The organism is Pseudophaeobacter sp. A-200-2, assembly GCF_041008815.1.
GTDB lineage: Bacteria > Pseudomonadota > Alphaproteobacteria > Rhodobacterales > Rhodobacteraceae > Phycobacter > Phycobacter gallaeciensis_A.
The window spans coordinates 30,750-52,911 of sequence record NZ_JAXGFU010000001.1; the positions used below are offsets into that span (position 1 = coordinate 30,750).

The 22,162-nt window shown below is 59.9% G+C and carries 20 protein-coding genes; 9 read left to right on the forward strand and 11 right to left on the reverse strand.

What is annotated here, in order from left to right; all coding sequences use genetic code 11:
* Positions 1 to 119 precede the first annotated feature (119 nt).
* Together SM766_RS00150 and uvrA are read left to right on the forward strand one after the other, a co-directional pair.
* Positions 120 to 1,295, forward strand: coding sequence for an MFS transporter (locus tag SM766_RS00150; protein WP_274837127.1), 1,176 nt, complete (start codon positions 120 to 122; stop codon positions 1,293 to 1,295).
* 94 nt (positions 1,296 to 1,389) lie between these two features.
* Entirely contained in the window at positions 1,390 to 4,251 is a 2,862-nt protein-coding gene (gene uvrA, locus SM766_RS00155; protein ID WP_274829247.1) for an excinuclease ABC subunit UvrA, read from the forward strand.
* A 30-nt stretch (positions 4,252 to 4,281) separates the two neighbouring features.
* Here the strand turns inward: uvrA and SM766_RS00160 are convergent, their stop codons facing one another.
* From SM766_RS00160 to SM766_RS00180, 5 genes are all read right to left on the reverse strand, one after another.
* Positions 4,282 to 4,596: an excinuclease ABC subunit A gene (locus SM766_RS00160; protein ID WP_274833718.1), complete on the reverse strand. Its 315-nt coding sequence runs from the start codon at positions 4,594 to 4,596 to the stop codon at positions 4,282 to 4,284.
* Positions 4,597 to 4,787: 191 nt separating this feature from the next.
* A complete protein-coding gene (locus SM766_RS00165) occupies positions 4,788 to 4,979 on the reverse strand; it encodes a YgaP family membrane protein (RefSeq protein ID WP_065270379.1) in 192 nt (63 codons plus the stop codon).
* Between the two features lie 134 nt (positions 4,980 to 5,113).
* Positions 5,114 to 5,986 carry a 3-hydroxyisobutyrate dehydrogenase gene (mmsB, locus tag SM766_RS00170; RefSeq protein WP_274833716.1) on the reverse strand — a complete coding sequence of 291 codons (873 nt, stop codon included), beginning with the start codon at positions 5,984 to 5,986 and terminating at the stop codon, positions 5,114 to 5,116.
* Positions 5,987 to 5,989: 3 nt separating this feature from the next.
* Positions 5,990 to 7,030 (reverse strand): enoyl-CoA hydratase/isomerase family protein, encoded by a 1,041-nt coding sequence (locus SM766_RS00175; protein WP_368946526.1) that lies wholly within the window; start codon positions 7,028 to 7,030, stop codon positions 5,990 to 5,992.
* An 8-nt stretch (positions 7,031 to 7,038) separates the two neighbouring features.
* Positions 7,039 to 8,184, reverse strand: coding sequence for an acyl-CoA dehydrogenase family protein (locus tag SM766_RS00180; protein ID WP_368946527.1), 1,146 nt, complete (start codon positions 8,182 to 8,184; stop codon positions 7,039 to 7,041).
* Between the two features lie 236 nt (positions 8,185 to 8,420).
* On the opposite strand from SM766_RS00180, the gene SM766_RS00185 reads away from it, so the two are divergent.
* Complete coding sequence (locus SM766_RS00185) at positions 8,421 to 10,214, forward strand: O-linked N-acetylglucosamine transferase, SPINDLY family protein (protein ID WP_368946528.1); 1,794 nt, start codon at positions 8,421 to 8,423, stop codon at positions 10,212 to 10,214.
* 20 nt (positions 10,215 to 10,234) lie between these two features.
* Here the strand turns inward: SM766_RS00185 and SM766_RS00190 are convergent, their stop codons facing one another.
* Positions 10,235 to 10,831, reverse strand: a complete 597-nt coding sequence (locus SM766_RS00190) for a L,D-transpeptidase (protein WP_065270374.1) — start codon at positions 10,829 to 10,831, stop codon at positions 10,235 to 10,237.
* A 255-nt stretch (positions 10,832 to 11,086) separates the two neighbouring features.
* Entirely contained in the window at positions 11,087 to 12,586 is a 1,500-nt protein-coding gene (locus SM766_RS00195; protein ID WP_274833708.1) for a CoA-acylating methylmalonate-semialdehyde dehydrogenase, read from the reverse strand.
* 148 nt (positions 12,587 to 12,734) lie between these two features.
* On the opposite strand from SM766_RS00195, the gene SM766_RS00200 reads away from it, so the two are divergent.
* The 3 genes from SM766_RS00200 to coaD all read left to right on the forward strand — a co-directional run bounded on the left by SM766_RS00200 (position 12,735) and on the right by coaD (position 14,862).
* Positions 12,735 to 13,631 (forward strand): LysR family transcriptional regulator, encoded by an 897-nt coding sequence (locus SM766_RS00200; protein ID WP_065270372.1) that lies wholly within the window; start codon positions 12,735 to 12,737, stop codon positions 13,629 to 13,631.
* 174 nt (positions 13,632 to 13,805) lie between these two features.
* Positions 13,806 to 14,240 carry a CBS domain-containing protein gene (locus SM766_RS00205; protein ID WP_274829256.1) on the forward strand — a complete coding sequence of 145 codons (435 nt, stop codon included), beginning with the start codon at positions 13,806 to 13,808 and terminating at the stop codon, positions 14,238 to 14,240.
* 127 nt (positions 14,241 to 14,367) lie between these two features.
* Entirely contained in the window at positions 14,368 to 14,862 is a 495-nt protein-coding gene (gene coaD / locus SM766_RS00210; protein WP_065270370.1) for a pantetheine-phosphate adenylyltransferase, read from the forward strand.
* 127 nt (positions 14,863 to 14,989) lie between these two features.
* On the opposite strand, the gene SM766_RS00215 is transcribed toward coaD, so the two are convergent.
* Both SM766_RS00215 and gap read right to left on the reverse strand, forming a co-directional pair.
* Positions 14,990 to 15,133, reverse strand: coding sequence for a hypothetical protein (locus SM766_RS00215; RefSeq protein ID WP_165832660.1), 144 nt, complete (start codon positions 15,131 to 15,133; stop codon positions 14,990 to 14,992).
* Between the two features lie 73 nt (positions 15,134 to 15,206).
* The gene (gap, locus tag SM766_RS00220; RefSeq protein WP_368946529.1) at positions 15,207 to 16,208 is read right to left on the reverse strand and encodes a type I glyceraldehyde-3-phosphate dehydrogenase; all 1,002 of its coding nucleotides are present in this window, start codon (positions 16,206 to 16,208) and stop codon (positions 15,207 to 15,209) included.
* 262 nt (positions 16,209 to 16,470) lie between these two features.
* On the opposite strand from gap, the gene SM766_RS00225 reads away from it, so the two are divergent.
* From SM766_RS00225 to SM766_RS00235, 3 genes are read left to right on the forward strand one after another with little or no spacing between them, the layout of a single operon-like run.
* Positions 16,471 to 17,445, forward strand: a complete 975-nt coding sequence (locus SM766_RS00225; protein ID WP_368946530.1) for a DUF808 domain-containing protein — start codon at positions 16,471 to 16,473, stop codon at positions 17,443 to 17,445.
* A gap of 13 nt (positions 17,446 to 17,458) precedes the next feature.
* A complete protein-coding gene (locus SM766_RS00230; protein WP_368946531.1) occupies positions 17,459 to 18,232 on the forward strand; it encodes an HAD-IIB family hydrolase in 774 nt (257 codons plus the stop codon).
* A 14-nt stretch (positions 18,233 to 18,246) separates the two neighbouring features.
* Positions 18,247 to 19,467 (forward strand): glycosyltransferase family protein, encoded by a 1,221-nt coding sequence (locus SM766_RS00235; protein ID WP_065270366.1) that lies wholly within the window; start codon positions 18,247 to 18,249, stop codon positions 19,465 to 19,467.
* A gap of 21 nt (positions 19,468 to 19,488) precedes the next feature.
* Here the strand turns inward: SM766_RS00235 and SM766_RS00240 are convergent, their stop codons facing one another.
* Positions 19,489 to 21,237, reverse strand: a complete 1,749-nt coding sequence (locus SM766_RS00240) for a sugar phosphorylase (RefSeq protein WP_368946532.1) — start codon at positions 21,235 to 21,237, stop codon at positions 19,489 to 19,491.
* Between the two features lie 139 nt (positions 21,238 to 21,376).
* Positions 21,377 to 22,162 carry an N-acyl homoserine lactonase family protein gene (locus SM766_RS00245; RefSeq protein WP_368946533.1) on the reverse strand — a complete coding sequence of 262 codons (786 nt, stop codon included), beginning with the start codon at positions 22,160 to 22,162 and terminating at the stop codon, positions 21,377 to 21,379.

A 22,162-nucleotide genomic window follows, 5' to 3' on the forward strand; every position in this document is an offset into this window, starting at 1 on the left:
ACCGCCCAGAGCCATTCGCGGCTTTGGGCGGTTTTTTATTGAGCGGCTGGTCGCTGCAATTGTTTCGGGGTATTGCGGCGAGGCATATTTATCATGACCTATTCAGACGGGATTTCAGCATGACACCGAGCCAGGACACCCGCTGGAGTGTGATCCTTCTGATCTGGGGCGCTGGCCTTGGCGCTGCAGCGCAATATGGCAAGGTGAGCGTGGTCTTCGCTGAGATGGCCGAGCTGTTTCCCGATGCGGGCAGCGCCATCGGATTCACGGTGTCGCTGGTTGGGTTCCTCGGGATCGGGCTGGGTGTCATTGCGGGCATGGTGGTGGCCTCTTTCGGCTTCCGTCGCACGCTTGTGGCGGCCCTGGCCAGCGGCGCTGCGATGTCCGCCCTGCAAAGCCTAGATCTTCCTTTCTCGCTGTTTCTGGCCACCCGCGTGATCGAAGGCCTGTCGCATCTGGGCGTGGTGGTGGCGGCACCGACCCTGATTGCCCAGATCAGTTCCAATCGGCACCGGGGCGCGGCGCTGACGCTGTGGAGCACGTTTTTCGCGGTAGCCTTTGCGTTCCTTTCGTGGTTTGGCGTTCCGCTGGCACGGATGGCTGGGGTTCAGGCGCTGTTTGCCACCCACGCCGTGATCATGGCAGCGCTGGCTTTGTTGCTGCTGCGGGTGCTGCGCGATGTGCCGGTGCCGCCGCGCCAGCCGCTACCCCGGTTCGCCGATCTACCGCGTCTGCATCTGGAGATTTTCCGCTCTCCCTGGCTGGCGGCACCTGCGGCGGGCTGGCTGTTCTACACCATCTGTTTCGTTGCGATCCTGACCGTCCTGCCGCCCTATCTGGCGCCGCAGGTGCGTGGCTTTGTGATGGGTGCGATGCCGCTGACCAGCATCGCGGTGTCGATGACGCTGGGGGTGTTCCTGCTGCGGCGGATCCATGCCGTGCCACTGATCCAGGCGGGCTTTGCGCTCAGCGCGCTGGCGCTGGTCTGGATGTGGGCCGATCCCGGCGCGCCGCTGGCCTGTCTGGCGCTGGCCGGGGCGCTGGGGCTGGTGCAGGGACCGAGTTTTGCCTCGGTGGCGCAGCTCAATTCCGGGGCGGTCGATCAGGCCAGCTCCAATGGCGCCCTCGCCATGGCCGGTAATCTTGGCAATACCATCGGCACGCCGCTGATGGTCTGGGTGCTGGGGCTGGCGGGCTATAATGGCATGATCGTGACCGGCGTCATTGTGTTCATCTGCGGATGTTTGGTGCATGGCTGGCTGGCGGCACTGCGCAGAAAATCAAATGTTCGCTGAACGTTCTCGATTTTGGGTTGGAGACTCGGAAAGCTTTGCCTATCTGTAGGGTCGGGCGACCGGTGCAGGCCGGGGCGCGGATAACGGGGGTTCCATGGCTGAGCTGAAGTCCATCGAGGTGCGCGGCGCGCGCGAACACAACCTGAAAAACATCGACGTGGACATTCCGCGCGACGAATTGGTGGTGATCACCGGCCTTAGCGGCTCGGGCAAGTCGTCGCTCGCCTTTGATACCATCTATGCCGAAGGGCAGCGCCGCTATGTGGAATCGCTCTCGGCCTATGCGCGCCAGTTCCTCGACATGATGGAAAAACCCGATGTGGATCACATCAGCGGCCTATCTCCGGCGATCTCCATCGAGCAGAAGACCACCTCGAAAAACCCGCGGTCTACCGTTGGCACCGTGACCGAAATCTACGACTACCTGCGCCTGTTGTTCGCGCGGGCAGGGACGCCCTACAGCCCGGCGACCGGCCTGCCGATCGAGGCGCAGCAGGTGCAGGATATGGTCGACCGTGTCATGACGCTGGAGGAGGGCACGCGCGGCTACCTGCTGGCGCCCATCGTGCGGGATCGCAAGGGCGAGTACAAAAAGGAATTCCTTGAACTTCGGAAGCAGGGCTTCCAGCGGGTCAAGGTGGACGGCGAATTCTATGAGCTGGACGAACCGCCGACGCTGGACAAGAAGTTCCGCCATGACATCGACGTTGTAGTTGATCGGATCGTTGTACGCGAAGGGCTGGAAACCCGGCTGGCGGACAGCTTGCGCACCGCGCTGGATCTGGCCGATGGCATCGCCATTCTGGAAACCGCCCCGCGCGAAGGCGATCCCGAACGCATTACCTTCTCGGAAAACTTTGCCTGCCCGGTCAGTGGCTTTACTATCCCCGAGATCGAGCCGCGCCTGTTCTCCTTCAACGCGCCCTTTGGGGCCTGTCCGGAATGTGACGGGCTGGGAATGGAGCTGTTCTTTGACGAACGTCTGGTGGTGCCGGATCAGAGCCTCAAGGTTTATGATGGTGCGCTGGCGCCCTGGCGCAAGGGAAAATCTCCCTATTTCCTGCAAACCATCGAGGCGATTGCCAAGCACTATGAGTTCGACAAGAACACCCCGTGGAAGGATCTGCCTGCCCATGTGAAGCAGGTGTTCCTTTATGGCTCGGGCGATGAGGAAATCCCGTTCCGCTATGACGAAGGCGGCCGGGTTTACAACGTGACCCGCGTTTTCGAAGGCGTCATTCCCAATATGGAACGCCGCTATCGCGAGACGGACAGCAATTGGATCCGCGAAGAATTCGAACGCTACCAGAACAACCGCCCCTGTGGTGCCTGCGGCGGCTACCGCCTGCGAGAAGAGGCGCTGGCGGTGCGGATCGCCGATATCCACGTCGGTCAAGTGGTGCAGAAATCCATCCGCGAGGCACTCGCCTGGATCGAGGAGGTGCCGGATCACCTCAGCACCCAGAAACAGGAAATCGCCCGCGCCATCGTCAAGGAAATCCGCGAACGGCTGGGTTTCCTCAACAACGTCGGCCTTGAATATCTAACGCTCAGCCGGAATTCCGGCACGCTCTCGGGCGGCGAGAGCCAGCGGATCCGACTGGCCAGCCAGATTGGTTCAGGCCTGACCGGAGTCCTCTATGTTCTGGATGAGCCGTCCATTGGCCTGCATCAGCGCGACAACGACCGGCTGATAACGACCCTGAAAAACTTGCGTGATCAGGGCAATACGGTGATCGTGGTCGAGCATGACGAGGATATGATCCGTCAGGCCGACTATGTGTTCGATATCGGCCCCGGTGCCGGGGTGCATGGCGGGCAGGTGGTGAGCCACGGGACGCCGCAGCAGATCGCTGCAGATGCGGCTTCGGTCACCGGGCAGTATTTGTCAGGCGTGCGGGAAATCGAAATCCCCGCCAAACGGCGCAAGGGCAACAAGAAGAAAATCAAAGTGGTCAAGGCGACCGGCAACAACCTGAAAGAGGTGACAGCCGAATTCCCGCTTGGCAAATTTGTCTGCGTATCCGGCGTATCCGGGGGCGGTAAATCCACCCTGACGATTGAAACCCTGTTCAAGACCGCCTCGATGCGCCTCAACGGGGCGCGGCAGACCCCGGCGCCGTGTGAGACCATCAAGGGGCTGGAGCACCTGGACAAGGTGATCGACATCGATCAGCGCCCCATCGGGCGCACACCGCGTTCGAACCCGGCGACCTATACCGGTGCCTTTACCCCGATCCGCGACTGGTTCGCGGGCCTACCCGAGGCCAAGACGCGCGGCTACAAACCGGGGCGGTTCTCCTTCAACGTCAAGGGTGGGCGCTGCGAGGCCTGCCAGGGCGATGGGGTCATCAAGATCGAGATGCACTTCCTGCCGGACGTTTACGTGGAATGCGAGACCTGCAAGGGCAAGCGCTATAACCGCGAAACACTTGAAGTCACATTCAAGGGCAAGAGCATCGCGGATGTGCTGGATATGACCGTCGAGGAAGCGCAGCAGTTCTTTGCTGCGGTGCCCTCGATCCGTGACAAGATGGACGCGCTGATGCGGGTTGGTCTTGGCTATATCAAGGTGGGCCAGCAGGCGACCACCCTGTCAGGCGGTGAGGCGCAGCGGGTGAAGCTGTCCAAGGAGCTATCGAAACGCTCCACTGGTCGGACACTCTATATCTTGGACGAACCCACCACCGGTCTGCATTTCGAAGACGTGAAAAAGCTGCTCGAAGTGCTGCACGAACTGGTGGATCAGGGTAACTCCGTGGTGGTGATCGAACACAACCTCGACGTCATCAAGACCGCCGATCATATCATCGATATCGGTCCAGAAGGCGGTGATGGTGGCGGGGAAATCGTCGCCACCGGCACGCCGGAACAGGTGGCCGCAGAACCGCGCAGCCATACGGGGCGTTATCTGAAACCGATGCTGGAGCAAGCGGGCAGGGTGGCTGCCGAGTAAGGCAGCCTCTCCCTGTGGGCGCGGCTCAGACTATTCAAGGATGTCCGCAACCGCACCGATCAGGTTCAGAACCTTGCGGGTTTCAGGATCGACCCGATAGAGGTAGCCGTCGCTGCGGTAATAGGTGTACCTCGGGTCCAGCCTGTACCGCTTGGGGTCGCGCAGAATGATGTAGTTCATCAGTCTGTCCCCCACCGCGTACGGGCCACGGTGCTTGCCCACCTGACCCGGGGGCACGCAGGGAACGGATTTCTTGGCCAGCCCCGGCGGGCAGCCCTTCGGCGCGGCGAAACTGGCGGCGGGGAGGCTGAGGCCGAGAATGACAGCAGTGATGATGAAACGCATGACGCTCCTTTCCTGTGCTTTGTGCCAATCGTTGATTGGCGGTCAGCGCAAAGGATAGCGCTCCAAGCCGGTGCCTTCCTTGCGAAACCATCTGGGCGCATCTGTTCAGCCTGATCTTGCCGATTGGCTGGATCAAAGCGGCAGATTGCAGCCAAATCCGGGCGACCAGTCGACCTAATCCCCAGCGGTCGCTATTTCTTCATCGGGCAGGTATTGACGCCAAGGATGGAATACAGAGGGCAGGTCCCGAGCAGACCCGTCACCAGCGGCACCACGCCGATCCACATCCACCAGCCATAGCCCATCAGCGCGCCTACGATCAGCAATGCGCCGATGACGATGCGCAGGATCTTGTCCAGACCCCCAACGTTGTTTGCAAACATGGCATGTCCTTTCCTCGTTATGGGCAGAGAATACCCGGCGTCTGGACCGTCGAACATGATGTGGGTCAATGAAAAGGGGCGGTACCATCCGGTCCGCCCCTGTATTTGATCGGCAACTGATCTGTTGCTGTGCCCTAGTCGCGGCTGCGTTTTTCGAACCGGGGCAGCATGGCCGAGAAATCCATGCCCATGCCGTCCTCGTTCTCGACGAATTGCGCATAAAGCGCCTGTGCGAGCTGGCCCATCGGTGTGTCCGCATCGGCGCTGTCTGCAGCTTGCTGCGACAAGCGCAGGTCTTTCAGCATCAACTCGGCCGCGAAACCGGGCTTGTAATCGTTGTCGGCGGGCGATTGCGGGCCGACGCCCGGCGCCGGGCAATAGGCGTTCATGGTCCAGCTGTAACCCGAGGACGTGGAGACCACATCGAACATTTTCTGCCGGTCCAGCCCCAGCTTGTCGGCGAGTGCAAAGGCTTCGCAGGTGGCGATCATGGTGACGCCAAGGATCATGTTGTTGCAGATCTTGGCCGCCTGACCGGCGCCCGCATCGCCGCAATGCACGGCCTTCTGCCCCATGATGTCAAACAGCGGCTTTGCCTTCTCGAAGGCCTCAGCCGAGCCGCCAGCCATGAAGGTCAGCGTACCGCCCGCGGCGCCGCCGATGCCGCCCGAAACCGGCGCATCCACGGGCAACAGGCCTGCCGCGGCGGCTTGCTCTGCTACGGCGCGGGCGGAATCCACGTCCACGGTAGAACAGTCCACGAAGGCCGCGCCCGCTTTCATCGCCGGGATGATCTCATCCGCAACGCTGCGCAGGATCTGGCCGTTGGGTAGCATGGTGATGACCACGTCGGCGTCCTTGGCGGCTTCGGCCCCAGATGGGGCCATGGTGACGCCCTCGACCTTGACCTCTGCCATGTCAAAGCCGGTGACATCATGGCCTGCAGCGGCAAGGTTGGCCGCCATCGGGCCGCCCATATTGCCAAGGCCGATAAATCCGATCTTCATGGGTTACTCCTCCTCAAATGTCAGTGCGTCTGCGCCCAGCGGCATCAGCATCTGGCTGACGGCAACGGCTGGCACGGAGCGGTCCGCGTATTGCCACTTGGGCTGGCGGTCCTTGTCAATGATCTGGGCCCGGATGCCTTCCAGAAAGTCGCCTTTTTCCATCGACCGGTAGGTAAAGCGATACTCTAGATCCAGCGCCTTGCGGATGGTCAGGGTCGCGCCCCGCAGCCGGTGAAGGATTTCCACAGTCGCGGCCATGGACAGCGGCGAATTGCGCATCAGCGGCTTTTGCGCGGTGGCGGCGAACTCCGAGCCGTCCTGTTCAAGGACGGTCAGGATGTCACTCAGGGTTTCCCCGGCAAACAGCCGGTCGATATCACCCTGCTTGGCCTCCAGTGTGCCATCGGGCGCGGCGTCGGCGGCGTTGGCCAGAATATCAGGGTTGCCGTCCTGCTCCAGCGCGGTGATTAGCCCAGGCCATTTCTCCTGCGGGATATAGTGGTCGGCAAAACCGGCGTAGATCGCGTCGGCGGCCTTCATCCGGCCCGCAGTCAGACCGAGGTATTCGCCTAAGCGCCCCGGCGCCAGCGCCAGGATCAGCGTGCCGCCCACGTCGGGGATCAGGCCGATGCCAGTCTCGGGCATGGAGATCTGGCTGCTCTCGCAGACGATGCGATGGGTGCCGTGGCAGCCGATGCCGACGCCGCCGCCCATGGTGAAGCCCTGCAGGAAGCTGACCACCGGCTTCGGGTATTCAAAGATCCGCGCATTCAGGCGGTATTCATCGCGCCAGAAGGTGCGCCCATAGCCGTAATCGCCCTTGGTGCCGGTGACATAAAGCTCGGCAATGTCACCACCGGCGCAAAAGGCCTTTTCGCCGCTTGCATCGATGACGACGATTTTGACCGCATCATTGGTTGCCCAGTCCTTCAATGCCGCATCAATGGCCATGCACATGTCATAGGACAGGGCGTTCAGGGCCTTTTCGCGGGAGAGGGTGATCCGGCCCGCTGAGCCGGTCACGCGAATGTCGATATCGCTCATCCCAGACCTCAGCGGTTTTCAGACAGCATGTGGCGGGCCACGATCACGCGCATGATCTCATTGGTGCCCTCAAGGATCTGATGCACCCGCAGATCACGCACCAGTTTCTCGATGCCGTAATCCGCCAGATAGCCATAACCACCGTGCAGTTGCAGGCACTGATCGACGATCTTCGATCCCGCTTCGGTGACGAATTTCTTGGCCATGGCGCAGAACTTGGTCGCATCCGGTGCGCCCTGGTCCAGCTTCCAGGCCGCCTGACGCAGGAAGGTGCGCGCGGCTTGCAGTTCAATCTCCATATCCGCAAGGCGGAACTGAAGGCCCTGAAACTGGTCGATCGACTGGCCAAAGGCTTTACGCTCGCTCATGTATTGCAGGGTCATGTTGAGCGCGGTCTGCGCTGCACCGAGCGAGCAAGACGCAATGTTCAGACGTCCGCCATCAAGGCCCATCATGGCGTATTTGAACCCCTTGCCTTCTTCGCCGACAAGGTTGTTCGCGGGGATCTTGCAATCGTCGAACTGAACCTGCGCGGTTGGCTGGCTTTTCCAGCCCATCTTGTCCTCAAGCCCACCAAAGGACAGGCCTGGCGTACCGTCCTCGACATAGACGGTAGAGATCCCCTTGGGACCATCCCCGCCAGTGCGCACCATGCAGACATAGGCATCGGAATAGCCGCCGCCCGAGATGAACGCCTTGGTGCCGTTCAGCGTGTAGCCTTCGTTGGTCTTTTCAGCGCGGGTCTTCAGCGCGGCCGCGTCGGAACCGGAACCGGGTTCCGTCAGGCAGTAGGAGAGCACCGTGTTGAGGGTCAGAACGTCGGGCATCACGCGGGCCTTCATTTCGTCGCTGGCAAAGGTGTCCAGCATCTTGGCGCACATGTTGTGGATCGACAGGAAGGCCGCGACCGAGGGGCAGGCCATCGACAGCGCCTCAAACACCAGCGTGGCGTCAAGACGCGTCAGAGCGGATCCGCCGCCTTCTTCGCTGACGTAAAGCCCACCAAAGCCCAACTCACCGACCTTGGGCCACAGATCCTTGGGAATGGTGCCTTCAGCTTCCCACTGGCGGGCAAAGGGGGCGATGTTGTCCTGACCAAAGGCATGAGCCATGTCAAAAATGGCGGTCTGTTCTTCTGTCAAAGCGAAATCCACGTCGTGTCCTCCCTGGCGCGGTGTGAATTGAACGGTTGTTTATTTACTTATCCGCAGGCGCCTCTCAGAGCAAGCTGTGCAATTGCAAAGCCGTGCTGCAGGAATGGCGGCGGCACACCTTTAAGGCGAATTTTGATTTCGGAAACCAATTCTTAGGAACCGCGGCCATAGAGTGCAGTCAAGCCCATGTGCCGGCGAACGGTATCATAGAACTGTCAGAACTTCGGAAGAGATCCATGTCAAAATTCGATTTCCAATTTCAGAAAAACGCGTCGAATCAGTCGGTAACAGCAGGGTTGGCGATGTTCGAAACGCAAAAGAAGGCTGGAATTCAGCAAGGCAGTCAGGCTGGCACGGTAAAAACTGCGCGGAAGTACATTGACGACGCGATGGATCTGGTGGTCTCGCTCGACTACAACGCCGCACGTGCCATGCTTGACGAGGCTCTGTCGATCTATCCCGAAGACATCGTCCTTCTTCGGCTTTCAGGCGATGTTTACCTGCAGCAGGATGATAGGGATAACGCGCTTTTAACCTACATGACTGCAATGGGTGTCAACCCTCTGGACACTCAAGTGTTGAACTCGATCGGAAGCCTGCTGGGGCTCATGGGGAACTCCCACGATGCCAAAGGTTTTTTCCAGGCAGCACATAATACCGATCCGAGTGATGCCTATTCTGGTTATAACTGGGCTCATAACAGTATGAAGGACAGCGACTGGAGTTTCTTTGACCGGCTGCCGCAGATTTTGCGCTTGGGCGATAGGTGTCCCCTGGATGTGCAGCCATTTACGCTTTTGGGTCTGACGGACGATCCGGCGTTGCACAAGGTGCGCGTCAAAGCGCGGTGTCGAGATTTGATGAAACGGATTAAGGAAAACAAGCGTTTCTCCCGGACCAGCGTTCACGGACGGAAAATCCGGATCGGTTTCTTTTCCGACGACTTCAGGGATCACGCCACAATGCTCCTGATGGGACGGTTCTTTGATCTAATAGATCGTGAGCGCTTTGAGGTTATCATCTATGACTATGGCAGTTCGGGAAATAGTGCCGTGCGACTGCAAGTGGAAGAGAGCGCGGATATCTATCACAACGTGCGCGATATCAGTGATCATGAAATGGCTGAATTGGCGCGCAAGGATGGCGTCGACATCGCAATCGACATGAAAACCTATACGAAAGGCGCCAGGCTGGCTGCATTTGCAGAGCGGGTGGCGCCGGTTCAGGTTGCTTTCCTCGGCTATCCGGGAACGAGCGGCTTGCCGACGATGGACTATTTCATTGGGGATGAAATTACGGTGCCGCCATCGCTGCGTCAGCACTTCAGTGAAAAAATTCTCTATATGCCCAACTGTTATCAGGTGAATGACAACACAAGGGAGCATTCGCCGGATATGCCTACTCGCGCTGAACTGGGGCTTCCGGAAGATGCGTTTGTGTTTTGCAGCCTTAACAACCCGAACAAGGTCACACCGGCCGAGTTCGATGTCTGGACGAAGCTTCTCCACAAAGTGCCGGACAGTGTGCTTTGGCTTTTTGCGCCGACCATCACCATTCAGGAGAACCTGCTACGGGAAGCGAAAGCACGCGGGATCGGACCCGAACGGCTGGTGTTTGCGGCAAGGGTTTCCATGGTAGAACACGTGAGCCGGATGGGGCGGGCAGATCTGTTCCTGGATGCGTTCAACTGTAACGCCCATACCACCGCAAGTGAGGCGGTCTGGTCCGGGCTGCCAATCGTGACCAAGGCTGGCAAACAGTTCGCTGCACGTGTCGCAGCCAGCATCGTCACCGCAATAGGGTGCCCGGATCTGGTGACCGAGACAAAAGAGGAGTACTACGACCTCGCGTACAAACTAGCGACGGATCGTGAGGCTCTGAACGCGATTAAACAGCGTCTCAAGGACAATCTGTGGACAACTCCGCTGTATGACTCGGAGCAGTATGTTCGCGACTTCGAGAACCTGATGGAAAAGGCAATCCTGCGCTATGAGGAAGGATACAAGCCCAAGCACCTGTCCCTGAACTGACAGAGGCCGCTGTGCGGATCCTAAAGGATCCGCACCTGCGTTCCGATCTCAACCAGTTCGTAGAGCTCCTCGACGTGCTGGTTGTAAAGACCGATACAGCCGGATGAGCTTTGGCGCCCGATCTTGCGGGTGTCATGGGTGCCATGCACCAGATAGGCCGGCCAAGTCAGATACATGGCGCGGGTGCCCAGCGGGTTGCCTGGGCCGCCTTCCATATATCGGGGCAGAGTGGGGTCGCGTTCGCGCATATTGGCGGTCGGGGTCCAGCCGGGATTCTTTGCCTTGCGCACGACCTTGGTATAGCCGCGCTTGGTCAGTTCGTCGCTCATCGGCACGGAAGAGGGGAAGAGACGGTAACTTTCGCCGTCCCCGCCCCAGTAATGCACCGCACGCGAGGCAACATCCGCCAGTAGGCAGCCCACACCTAGCTCGTCGAAATGATCCTGCCAGTTTTGCTGCGTAAAGGCCGAGATGTTCCTTTTTACCGCTGTCTGATCGCGGATCGGTGCCTCATCGGCGGGGAAGGCATCAGTGGATTGCGCGCGTAGGAGTGTCGGGGTCGCCAAAGCCCCTGCCAGCCCAAGGATTGTGCTCCGGCGGGTGATCCGTTGTGTCATGGTGCCTCCTGTATTCTGTTTCGAAACTGCTCGGTTTCGTTCGGGGTCTGTCCGGGAACATATTCACTTCAGCGAATTTGGCCAGTGGTTTCCGGAGGGTTTTGGTGGCCTCACGAATTTGTGTTCATGCGGTCCGGGGCCTGGCGCAACAATTGCTTGCCGCTGCCCGATATCGCGGCACTCCCGTGGAGGAAAGCAAAAAACAAAGCCCCGGCGTTTCGGCCAGGGCTTTGCATGTCGGTATGAGATCCTAGATCAGTCCATTGGCTTGAAGTTGAACTCGCCGCCTTCGCGAATGCCCGAGGGCCAGCGCGAGGTGATGGTCTTGGTCCGGGTGTAGAACTTGAACGCGTCCGGGCCGTGCTGGTTCAGGTCGCCGAATGCGGATTTCTTCCAGCCACCAAAGGTGTGATAGGCCAGCGGAACCGGGATCGGCACGTTGATGCCGACCATGCCGATGTTGATCCGGTTGGCGAAATCACGCGCGGTGTCGCCGTCGCGGGTAAAGATCGCGGTGCCGTTGCCGTACTCGTGGTCCATGGCATAGCCAAGCGCCTCTTCGTAGGTCTTGGCGCGCACGGTGGACAGAACCGGGCCAAAGATCTCTTTCTTGTAGATATCCATGTCGGTGGTGACGTTGTCGAACAGGTGCGGGCCGACAAAGAAGCCGTCTTCATAACCCTGCAGGTTGAAGTCACGACCATCGACCACCAGCTTTGCGCCTTGCTCGACACCGGATTCTACCAGCCGCAGGATGTTTTCCTTGGCGGCGGCGGTGACAACGGGACCATAGTCCACATCGTTGCCTGCGGTGTAGGGGCCGACTTTCAGCTTTTCGATACGCGGAACCAGCTTGTCGATCAGGCGGTCGGCGGTTTCTTCACCGACAGGAACCGCAACCGAGATTGCCATGCAGCGTTCACCAGCAGCACCGTAGCCTGCGCCGATCAGCGCGTCTGCGGCCTGATCCATGTCCGCATCGGGCATAATGATCATGTGGTTCTTGGCGCCGCCAAAGCACTGTACGCGCTTACCTTGGGCACAGCCGGTGCCGTAGATGTATTCGGCAATCGGGGTGGACCCCACGAACCCGACCGACTGGATGGTGTCGTTGTAAAGGATCGCGTCCACGGCTTCCTTGTCGCCGTTGACGACCTGCAGGATGCCCTTGGGCAGACCAGCTTCTTCCATCAGTTCTGCCAGCATCAGCGGAACGGAGGGATCACGCTCGGACGGTTTCAGGATGAAGGCGTTGCCGCAGGCGATGGCCGGGGCAAACATCCACATCGGGATCATCGCCGGGAAGTTGAACGGGGTGATACCCGCGGTGACGCCCAGGGCCTGACGCATGGAGTACATGTCGATGCCCGGCCCGGCGCTGTCGGTGTAGTCACCTTTCAGCAGCTCCGGCGCGCCGATGCAGTATTCGACCACTTCCAGACCACGCTGCACATCACCAGCCGCATCGGGCAGGGTCTTGCCGTGCTCGCGGCTCAGCGCTTCGGCAAGCTTGTCCATGTCGCGGTTCAGCAGGCCGACGAATTTCATCATGACGCGAGCGCGGCGCTGCGGGTTGACGGCGGCCCATGCGGGCTGTGCGGCGGCTGCGATGGCCACGGCCTGTTCCATCTCGTCCTTGGAGGCCAGCGGCACCTTGGCCTGCACTTCACCGGTTGCCGGGTTGAAGACATCTGCAAAACGGCCGGACGTGCCTTTGACGTGTTCGCCGTTGATATAATGGGTGAGTTCTTGCATCGGATTCCTCCCTATACGCTTTGGCGGCAACATAGACTTGCAAAAAACACCGGAAAAGGGGAAAGATTTCAAAAAGGCTTTGCAAGAACGCAAGTGTTAATCGCAGGGCAAGAACATAAGGTACAGGAACGTCGAGGAGGATCCCGGCATGGACCCACAATGGGATGATATGAAAGTGTTTCTCGCGGTCGCGCGCGAGGCCAGCCTGTCCGGTGCCGGGCGGGTGCTCAAGATGGACCCCGCGACCGTCGGGCGGCGTATCGCCCGGTTCGAGGCTGCATTGGACACCCCATTGTTCGTCAAATCCCCGCAGGGTTATGCGCTGAGTGCGGCTGGGGACCGGTTGCTGACCCATGCAGAGACCGCCGAACAGGCGATGCGCGCCGGGCAGGAGGCGCTGAGCGGTCCCAGCGACACGCTGTCGGGGCAGATCCGCATCGGGGCGCCGGATGGCAGCGCCAATTATATCCTGCCGCAGGTCTGCGCCGCGATTGGCGCCGAAAACCCCGATCTCGATATTCAGATCGTTGCCTTGCCGCGGGTCATCAACCTGTCGCGCCGCGAGGCGGATATGGCCGTGACCGTCAGCGCGCCCACTGCCGGGCAGCTGCTGGTTCAGAAGATCACGGATTACAAACTTCATCTTGTGGGGTCGCGTCACTATCTGCGTGAGCACCCGCCGCTGGAAAAACTTGAGGATCTGAAGGGGCACCGGATGATCGGCTATATCCCGGACATGATCTTTGACCGGGAGCTGGATTACCTCAGCGATCTGGGTGTGGAGCGGGTGGCGCTGGCCTCCAACTCGGTCTCGGTACAAATCAAACTGGCGGCCGAGGGCACTGCGCTTTGTGTGGCGCATGATTTTTCACTGCCTGCGCATAGGGTCTTGCGTAAGGTGCTGACCGACAAGATCAGCCTGTCGCGCAGTTTCTATCTGGTGCGCCATCAGGGTGATCAGCGCAGCGAGCGTCTGAACCGGTTTGCGCAGGCGCTGTCCAAGGGGATCCGCGACGAGGTCGCGCGGCTGGAGGCACTGACCTGACGCTGGATCTGCTGACCTGACGCTGGATCTGCTGCCCTGACGCTGGATCTGCCGCGGCTTTCCTGCCAAATTGTCGCAGCTATTTCCAAAACTGACTGGACATGTTCTTGACTTGGATCTGCATTGCGGCAACGCTTGTATTTACGCAAGAAAATTACGAGTGGAGGAGAATTTATGCTGGTTCAATCGATTTTGAAATCCAAGGCAAGCGCCGGGGTGGTAACGATTTCTCCTGAGGCTCCGGTTTCTGACGCGGCCAAGCTATTGGCGGAGAAAGGCATCGGGACCGTGGTGGTGTCTTCCGACAATGAGACGGCTGAGGGGATCCTGTCCGAGCGCGATATCGTGCGTGAGCTAGGCAAAAGTGGGTCTGGCTGCCTGACCTGCAAAGTCAAGGACTACATGACCAGCAAGCTGGTGACCTGCACCAGCGAATCCAATGTCGAAGATATCCTGCAGCAGATGACCGAGGGCCGGTTCCGCCACATGCCTGTGGTCGAAGGCGGCAAGATGGTCGGTCTGATTTCGCTGGGCGATGTGGTGAAGGCCAAGCTGGCCGAAGTCGCGATGGAAAAGGACGCTCTGGAAGGCATGATCATGGGGCATTAAGCCTCGGCGAAATTTTCTTGCCAGATGACGTGCCGGAACTGGTGTTTCCGTATTTTCCCCCTCTTGTCAGGACAGGCGCAAATATGTTTGCGTGCGCGCGAGTTCTGAGGAGGCAGGAGGGCCCCCAATGCGTATAGGCTTGTACCCCGGCACATTTGATCCGATCACTTTGGGCCATATCGACATCATCCGCCGCGCCAGCGCATTGGTGGACAAACTGGTGATCGGTGTGGCGATCAACCGGGACAAGGGACCGCTTTTCGATCTGGAAGAGCGTGTTGCCATGATCGAGGCCGAATGTGCCTCCCTGTCAGAGGAAACCGGCACCGAGATCGTCGCGCACCCGTTTGAGAACCTGCTGATCCACTGCGCCCGCGATGTTGGCGCGCAGATCATCGTGCGGGGCCTGCGGGCGGTTGCGGACTTTGAGTATGAATTCCAGATGGTTGGCATGAACCGGGCCCTGGACAGCTCGATTGAAACGGTCTTCCTGATGGCCGAGGCGCGTCATCAGGCGATTGCCTCGAAACTGGTGAAGGAAATCGCGCGGCTGGATGGCGATGTGTCGAAATTCGTAACGCCCCAGGTCAACGACGAACTTCGTAAGCGGCTTTCGAAATAGGCTGGTCTGAAGTTTTCTGATAGGGCATGGGGCATTGCTCCGCCGCGAAATTACAAAGCCGGGCGCCTCGCCCGGCTTTTTCTATTGGGCCAATGGGTCAAATGCTGTGCAGCGGGTGACGCGCGCCTTAGCGCCAGAACGCAACCCAGTCGATCAGTTCGAACAGCTTCTTGCCGAGAAACACCATGTGCTCGCTGCCGAACAGCGCCACGTCGATGGCGATGGCGGCTGTCAGGATAATCCCCATGACAATAGCAATTTGATTGGTCATAGCTGTCCGCCAAAAAGAAACGCCCGGTCAGATATGCCTGACCGGGCGCTAAATCTCAAGTCCGTGACGGGGCTTAGCTAAGGCGGCCCATCGCGGTTGCCACGTCAGCCATACGTACCGAGAAGCCCCATTCGTTGTCGTACCAGCACAGGACGCGCACCATGCGGCCTTCGACCACGCGGGTCTGATCCGGTGCGAAGATTGAGCTTTCGCTGGAGTGGTTGAAGTCGGTGGAGACCAGCGGCGCGGGCTCATAGCCCAGAACACCGGCCATCGCACCCTTGGAGGCTTCGGCGACCAGCGCGTTGATTTCCTCGGCGGTCACTTCCTTGGCAGCGCGGAAGGTCAGGTCCACGGCGGAAACATTCGGCGTGGGCACGCGGATGGCGGAACCGTCCAGGCGGCCTTTGAGGTTGGGAAGAACCTCACCCAGAGCCTTGGCTGCACCGGTGGAGGTGGGGATCATCGACATGGCTGCCGCGCGGGCGCGGTACAGATCCTTGTGGCGGCGGTCCAGCGTCGGCTGGTCGCCTGTATAGGCGTGGATCGTGGTCATGATGCCGCTTTCGATGCCGACACCTTCGTCCAGGACCTTGGCGATCGGGGCTAGGCAGTTGGTGGTGCAGGAGCCGTTCGACACCATGCGGTCCGCGGCGGTCAGCTGGTCGCTGTTGACGCCATAGACGATGGTCTTGTCGACGTTCTTGCCGGGGGCGGAGAGCAGCACCTTGCCTGCGCCGCGCTCCAGGTGCGCCTTGGCTTTTTCACCGTCGTTGAATTTGCCGGTGCATTCCAGAACGACGTCGCAGCCGTCCCAGTCCAGCTCATTCATGTCGTAGGTCGAGAACATCTGCATGTCGCCGCGGCCCAGGTTCATGGTGCCGTCGCCAATGCTGACCTCGCCGGGGAAACGGCCATGCACGGAGTCGTACTTGATCAGGTGGGCTGCGGTTTCCAGCGGACCGGTCGCGTTGACCTTGATCACTTCGATGTCGTCACGGCCCGAGGCTGCGATGTGTGACAGGGTGCAGCGGCCGATGCGGCCAAAACCGTTGATCCCGACTTTGATGGTCATTCCTGTGTCTCCTGGCGAGCAAAACTTGCGCCGGATATAGACCCGTTATGTAAATCCCTAAAGAGGCAAAAAGGCCGAAATGACAGCATGTTAGCGCAAAACTAGACCGGTGGCGTTAACGGTTTTCGACCGGTGGCGATAACGATTTGGGCAGGCCGCCATGCGCCGGGAATCCCCGGGCTGTCGTGCCCGGGCTTCGGCTTGCCTGTGCTGGTGGATCGGATAGGGTGCAAATAAAGGCAGGTTTACGAGGGGATGTTCGATGAGCGGTTTGCTGGCGCTGCTGGATGATGTGGCAGGCATTGCCAAGGTGGCGGCGGCCTCGGTCGACGATGTTGCGGCGCAGGCAGCCAAGGCGGGCGCCAAGGCTGCCGGGGCGGTGATCGACGATGCCGCGGTGACTCCGAAATACGTGCATGGCTTTGCCGCCGAACGCGAATTGCCGATCATCTGGAGGATCGCCAAGGGCTCGGTCAAGAACAAGCTGGTGATCCTGTTGCCCATCGGCCTGCTGCTGGCCAATCTGGCGCCCTGGTTGATTTCGCCACTGTTGATGCTTGGCGGTGCCTATCTTTGTTTTGAAGGCGCCGAGAAGATCTATCATGCCCTTGTGCCCCATGACGAAACCCATGTCTTCCCCGAGGATAAGCCGGGCGATCCGGCGCATCTCGAAGAAGAAAAGGCCGCTGGTGCAATCAAGACCGATTTTATCCTCTCGGCTGAGATCATGACCATCGCCCTTTCGGCCATTCCGGAGGGAACGATCTGGATGGAGGCGGCGACGCTGGCGCTGGTGGGCCTTGGTATTACCGTGGCCGTCTATGGCTCGGTCGCGCTGATCGTGAAGGCAGACGATGTGGGGCTTTACATGGCGCAGAATGGGCGTCTGGGCCTGACGCAGGCGCTGGGGCGCGGTCTGGTCCACGCTATGCCCGGCTTCATGAAGCTGCTGACTATCGTGGGGACCGCTGCAATGCTCTGGGTGGGCGGCTCCATCGTTATTCATGGGCTGGAGGAGCTTGGCTTTGGCGGGGTGGGGCATCTGATCCACGACTGGGCCTATGCCATTGGTCACGCGGTGCCTGCAGGCTGGACCGGGGCAGTGGAATGGTCGGCAAAGGCCGCGATGGACGGGGTCTTTGGCGTGGCTCTGGGCATGGTGCTGATCCCTGTGGCGACCAAGGTGATTGCGCCGTTGTTGGCGGCTGTGACCGGCAAATCGCCTGCCGGACACTAGGATAGTGGAGCCGATGCAAGAACCGCTGCCATTGGTCGTGTTTTCCGATCTGGATGGGACGCTTCTGGATCATGACAGCTATTCCTGGCAGGCCGCTGTTCCCGCCCTTGATCGACTGGCGAAAATGGGCGCGGCTGTGGTTCTGGCCAGCAGCAAGACTGCATCGGAAATAACTGTTTTACAACGGAAAATGGGTCTTTCAAGCTGGCCCGCGATCGTTGAAAACGGCGCTGGCTTGCTGGGGCAGAACGACCTGCCGATCTATGGTGATCTGCGCGCGGCGCTGGATCGGGTTCCAGATGACCTGCGCCAGAAGTTCCGGGGGTTTGGCGATATGTCCGTGGCGGAGATTGCAAAGATCACCGGCCTGCCGCAGGCAGATGCTGCCCGTGCTGCCGAGCGGCTGTTTTCCGAACCGGGGATCTGGAGCGGCACCGAGGCGGAGCGGGCGCAGTTTGAAACAGCGTTGGCGGATCTCGGTGTTTCTGCGCGATATGGCGGGCGGTTCCTGACCCTGTCCTTTGGGGGCACCAAGGCGGACCAGATGGCCGAGGTCCTGTCACGCTATCCTGCCCGGCACACTGTGGCGTTGGGGGATGCGCCAAACGATGTCGAGATGCTGGAAGCCGCAGAATTCGGCGTCATCATCGCCAATCCGCATCGTGCGGCATTGCCGCCCTTGGCCACAGAGCGCACAGGCCGCATAATTCGAACAAAAGAGGCTGGGCCTTCGGGCTGGAACAGGGCCATGATGGACCTGTTGAACCGGCTAGAAACCAAGGCATAGGAACGGACATCCGCATGGTAGATTTTCATCAGAACGGGAATATCACGACGCTGCACAATCTGCGGACCCGATCGCTGGAGGAAATGAACTATGAGTTGGAAACCTTTGCCCAATCACGAAAAATTTCCCTAATCCTGCCCTGTCTCTATTCCGAGCTGGAAACTGAGGCGATGCCCAATATCGTGGCCGAGCTGTCCAAGGTCCGTTACCTGCACCGCATCGTGGTGGGGCTGGACCGGGCCGATGAGGCGCAGTTTCGCCATGCCCAGAAGTTCTTCAAGGATCTGAACCAGAACCACGTGGTGATCTGGAACGACAGCCCTCGGATGAAGGCGCTTGGCGCGCGGCTGGAGGCGATGGGTCTAGCTCCGACCGAGCAGGGTAAGGGCAAGAACGTCTGGTCGTCGCTTGGCTATCTGATGAGCTGCGAAGACAGCTCGGTCATGGCAATTCACGACTGCGATATCCTGACCTACACGAACGAGCTTTTGGCGCGGCTGGTTTACCCGGTGGCGAACCCCAACTTTCCCTATCAGGTGGCCAAAGGGTTTTATGCCCGCGTCGGACAGGACCGGCTGAACGGGCGGGTGACGCGCCTTCTGGTCAGCCCGCTGCTGATCGCGCTTAAACGGGTGATCGGGGACCGCGACTACATCGATTACCTGCGCAGCTTCCGCTATCCCTTGTCCGGGGAATTCGCGATGCGCACCAGCATTCTGCCGGATCTCCGGATCCCCTCGGACTGGGGGCTGGAGATTGGAGTGCTCTCCGAGGCCTGGCGCAACCTGGCGCCCAAGGCCGTCTGTCAGGTCGAAATCGCCGATTCCTATGATCACAAACATCAGGAGCTGAGCCCGGAAGACGCTGAGGCAGGGCTGAACCGGATGTCGGTGGATATCTGCAAATCGATCTTCCGCAAACTGGCGGCGGATGGCACGGTCTTTACCACCAATGTCTTCCGCACCCTGAAAGCCACCTATTACCGCAGCGCGCTTGACCTGCTAGAGGCCTATTACGCCGATGCCAAGATGAACGGTCTCAGCATCGACCGCCACAGCGAGGAACGCTCGATCGAGCTCTTTGCCGAGAACATCATGCGGGCCGGGCAGTTCTTTCTCGATAATCCGCATGAGACGCCCTTCATCCCGACATGGAGCCGGGTGCATGCCGCAGACCCGGCCTTCCTGCGGGACATGCATGCCGCAGCGGCGCAGGACACGGCGGAATTTCAGTGATATTGCCGTGGTTGCAGGGCGTTAGTTGACGTTTGTAATCCAGCGGCACTGATAGGGCGCGAGGGTGATGGTGCCATCCATCATCGCCAGATGCTCGCCTGTCAGAATGTCGACCCAGGTGTCATCCTCGATCAGGTTCAGATGGTAGGATGGCAGCGCGATTTCATCCTTGCTGACGTTGTGCAGGGCAAACATGGACTGTCCGCGATCAAGGCTTTGCCGCCACAGGGTAAAGACCCGGTCATCCCCCGAATTGAGCGTGAATTGCGTGGCATTAGGATGAAAGGCGGACTGCATCTTGCGCAGTTCCAGCCGCGCGCGCAATTCTCGCATCACGCGGGCCTGCAGGCTGGTTTCATCGTCCAGAAGGCCGCGCAGCTCGGTGTAGTCCCAGCGGTGCCGATTGATCGCCCGGTTCATGCCGCGTTTCTTCACCGCCTCGTGATCATTTGGCGTCGCCAGCAGGGAGTGAATATAGAAGGCGGGAATACCCTCCAGCGACATCACGATGGTCTGAGAGCAGATAAACCGTTCAAAATGAAAGGCATCCGGCCCGTCAAAGGTTTCTGTGAGCGCCTCGTAGAATGTGGTGTTGAGCTCATAGGGGGACTCGCCGCCACAAGGCAGCGCCCGCATCGAAACCATCCCTCCCGCGTGGCGCACCGTTTCGATCATCCGCGCCTGTTCCTCGTGGCTCAGCAATCCTTCGGCGGGGCGCATGCCGATGCCGTCATGGCTGGCGGTAAAGTTGAAATAGGCGCATCCCAGCGGCGCTGGTGGCATCGCTTTTTGCCACTGCACCAGATGGGTGGCATCCCCGGCCATCATCGCGTGCAGGATCAGCGGCGGCAGCGGGAAGTTGTAGATCATATGCGCCTCATCACGGGCGCCGAAATAGCTGAGGTTCTCCGATTTGGGCACGTTGGTTTCGGTGATCAGCACCACCTTTTCCGCGGTGTTGTCGCACAAAAGCCGGATCAGTTTGATGATCTCATGAGTCTGGGGCAGGTGGATTGAGGGGGTGCCGACCTCCTTCCACAGGAAGGCCACCGCGTCGAGCCGGATCATCCGCACGCCATTGTCCAGATGCAGGCGAATGATACGCAGGAATTCCAGCAGAACCTCCGGGTTACGGAAATCCAGATCGATCTGGTCGTGTGAGAAGGTGCACCAGACGTGACGCGTCCCGTTGCTTGTCTCGACCTCCTGCAGCAGCGGCGTGGTGCGTGGGCGGACTACGGCGCTCAGATCATCCTCTGGACTGGCCTCGAAAAAGTACTTGTCATAGGGCGCCTGTCCTTGCCTGTAGGCGTTGAACCACGCGCCCTGGCTGGAGACATGGTTGAGCACCAGATCCGACATCAGAGTGAACTCATCTGCGATCCGGTTGATATCGCTCCAGTCGCCCAGCTGCGGATTGACGCTGCAGAAATCCGACACCGCGAAGCCATCATCCGAGGTATAGGGAAAGAACGGTAGGATATGCACGCTGTTGAGCCAGCCGTCACAATAGCGGCGCAGGAAATCATTCAGCAGATCCAGCGGCTTGTGCTGCCCGTCCACGATGGAATTGCCATAGGTGATGACCAGCGCGTCCGCTTCGCTCCACATCCGGTTGCCCGGGGTGCGGGCGCGTTTGCGGCGTTTGAACGGATCCGGCCAGAAGGCCTGGTTGATCTGCGTGGCAAGATTATCCGCGTTGAGACCGGGATAGATCCGCGCGATGCGGCTGCTGATTGCGCGATGTAGGGATCGGGTGGGTTCTGTCATGACAGGCAGTCAAACATGTTGCAGCCTGCAAGGCCAAGCCTATCCAGATTGGCAGGCCCGGAAAACAGGCGCGCCCTGCGCGGGGCGTCCAATTTTTCAGCAGCCCGTGTGCGATGTTTTGCGTGCGTGAAAATCGCCGTCAGGCAAAGTAATACGGCGCCTTTTTCAGGTCGGGCCATTGGGTCGGGCAATGTCCATAAATCACCATCGCATCGCGTGCTGTGGCAAGGTCCAGCAGGCGACGGGCGCTTTGCGTGGCCAGCTGCGGATCAGGTGCGGTATCAAAGCCTTCATCAACTTCGGCCGGGCGGGATATCGCATCCGAAGTCAGCAGGACGTCGCCGCTCTCAGGCAGGGACAGAAGCGCCGCGATTTGCCCCGGTGCATGGCCGGGCGCCATCAGCAGCTCAAAGCCCGGTCCGACCTTGGTATCTTCGGTCAGCGTAAGGTAGCGACGGTCCGGCCAGTCCAGCGGGCGTTGGTTTCCCCAGTAAAGCGGTTGCGGCAGGTCGCGTTCCCGTTTCGAAATCACCATCGGCGCCTGCAGGAAATCAGAGATGCCACCGATATGGTCGATATGAGTGTGGGTCAGCACGAAGAGGTCAATGTCCTTGGGCTGCACGTCGACGAGGGCCAGTTGCGCGGCGGGCAGGTGGTGCGGCTGACAATCAAGCACCTCGCCGAACTCATAAAGCCGATCCTCCTCGCTCGCCTGCGCAGGGTCCGTGGCGTATTTGGCGGGAAACCCTGAATCGATCAGCACGTTCTCGCCCGCATCTGTCTGGATCAGATAGCCACAGATGCCGATCTTGCGCCCGTTTGAATGGACCCGGAACAGCCCGAAATCGAGCACATACAGCCGCACAGGGCGGCCTTTCAGCAGGCCGCCCTGTGCGATGGGTTCAACAGTTCCGATTTCCGCCAT

Excerpts from the sequence above, each read along its gene's own strand:
- SM766_RS00190 (WP_065270374.1), bottom strand. The coding sequence starts at position 10,831 with ATGACACAACGGATCACCCGCCGGAGCACAATCCTTGGGCTGGCAGGG.
- SM766_RS00225 (WP_368946530.1), top strand. The coding sequence starts at position 16,471 with ATGAGCGGTTTGCTGGCGCTGCTGGATGATGTGGCAGGCATTGCCAAG.
- SM766_RS00175 (WP_368946526.1), bottom strand. The coding sequence starts at position 7,030 with ATGAGCGATATCGACATTCGCGTGACCGGCTCAGCGGGCCGGATCACC.
- SM766_RS00195 (WP_274833708.1), bottom strand. The coding sequence starts at position 12,586 with ATGCAAGAACTCACCCATTATATCAACGGCGAACACGTCAAAGGCACG.
- SM766_RS00160 (WP_274833718.1), bottom strand. The coding sequence starts at position 4,596 with ATGCGTTTCATCATCACTGCTGTCATTCTCGGCCTCAGCCTCCCCGCC.
- SM766_RS00165 (WP_065270379.1), bottom strand. The coding sequence starts at position 4,979 with ATGTTTGCAAACAACGTTGGGGGTCTGGACAAGATCCTGCGCATCGTC.
- SM766_RS00240 (WP_368946532.1), bottom strand. The coding sequence starts at position 21,237 with ATGACAGAACCCACCCGATCCCTACATCGCGCAATCAGCAGCCGCATC.
- SM766_RS00185 (WP_368946528.1), top strand. The coding sequence starts at position 8,421 with ATGTCAAAATTCGATTTCCAATTTCAGAAAAACGCGTCGAATCAGTCG.
- SM766_RS00230 (WP_368946531.1), top strand. The coding sequence starts at position 17,459 with ATGCAAGAACCGCTGCCATTGGTCGTGTTTTCCGATCTGGATGGGACG.
- mmsB (WP_274833716.1), bottom strand. The coding sequence starts at position 5,986 with ATGAAGATCGGATTTATCGGCCTTGGCAATATGGGCGGCCCGATGGCG.
- SM766_RS00235 (WP_065270366.1), top strand. The coding sequence starts at position 18,247 with ATGGTAGATTTTCATCAGAACGGGAATATCACGACGCTGCACAATCTG.
- gap (WP_368946529.1), bottom strand. The coding sequence starts at position 16,208 with ATGACCATCAAAGTCGGGATCAACGGTTTTGGCCGCATCGGCCGCTGC.
- coaD (WP_065270370.1), top strand. The coding sequence starts at position 14,368 with ATGCGTATAGGCTTGTACCCCGGCACATTTGATCCGATCACTTTGGGC.
- SM766_RS00205 (WP_274829256.1), top strand. The coding sequence starts at position 13,806 with ATGCTGGTTCAATCGATTTTGAAATCCAAGGCAAGCGCCGGGGTGGTA.
- uvrA (WP_274829247.1), top strand. The coding sequence starts at position 1,390 with ATGGCTGAGCTGAAGTCCATCGAGGTGCGCGGCGCGCGCGAACACAAC.
- SM766_RS00215 (WP_165832660.1), bottom strand. The coding sequence starts at position 15,133 with ATGACCAATCAAATTGCTATTGTCATGGGGATTATCCTGACAGCCGCC.
- SM766_RS00200 (WP_065270372.1), top strand. The coding sequence starts at position 12,735 with ATGGACCCACAATGGGATGATATGAAAGTGTTTCTCGCGGTCGCGCGC.
- SM766_RS00150 (WP_274837127.1), top strand. The coding sequence starts at position 120 with ATGACACCGAGCCAGGACACCCGCTGGAGTGTGATCCTTCTGATCTGG.
- SM766_RS00245 (WP_368946533.1), bottom strand. The coding sequence starts at position 22,162 with ATGGCGGAAATCGGAACTGTTGAACCCATCGCACAGGGCGGCCTGCTG.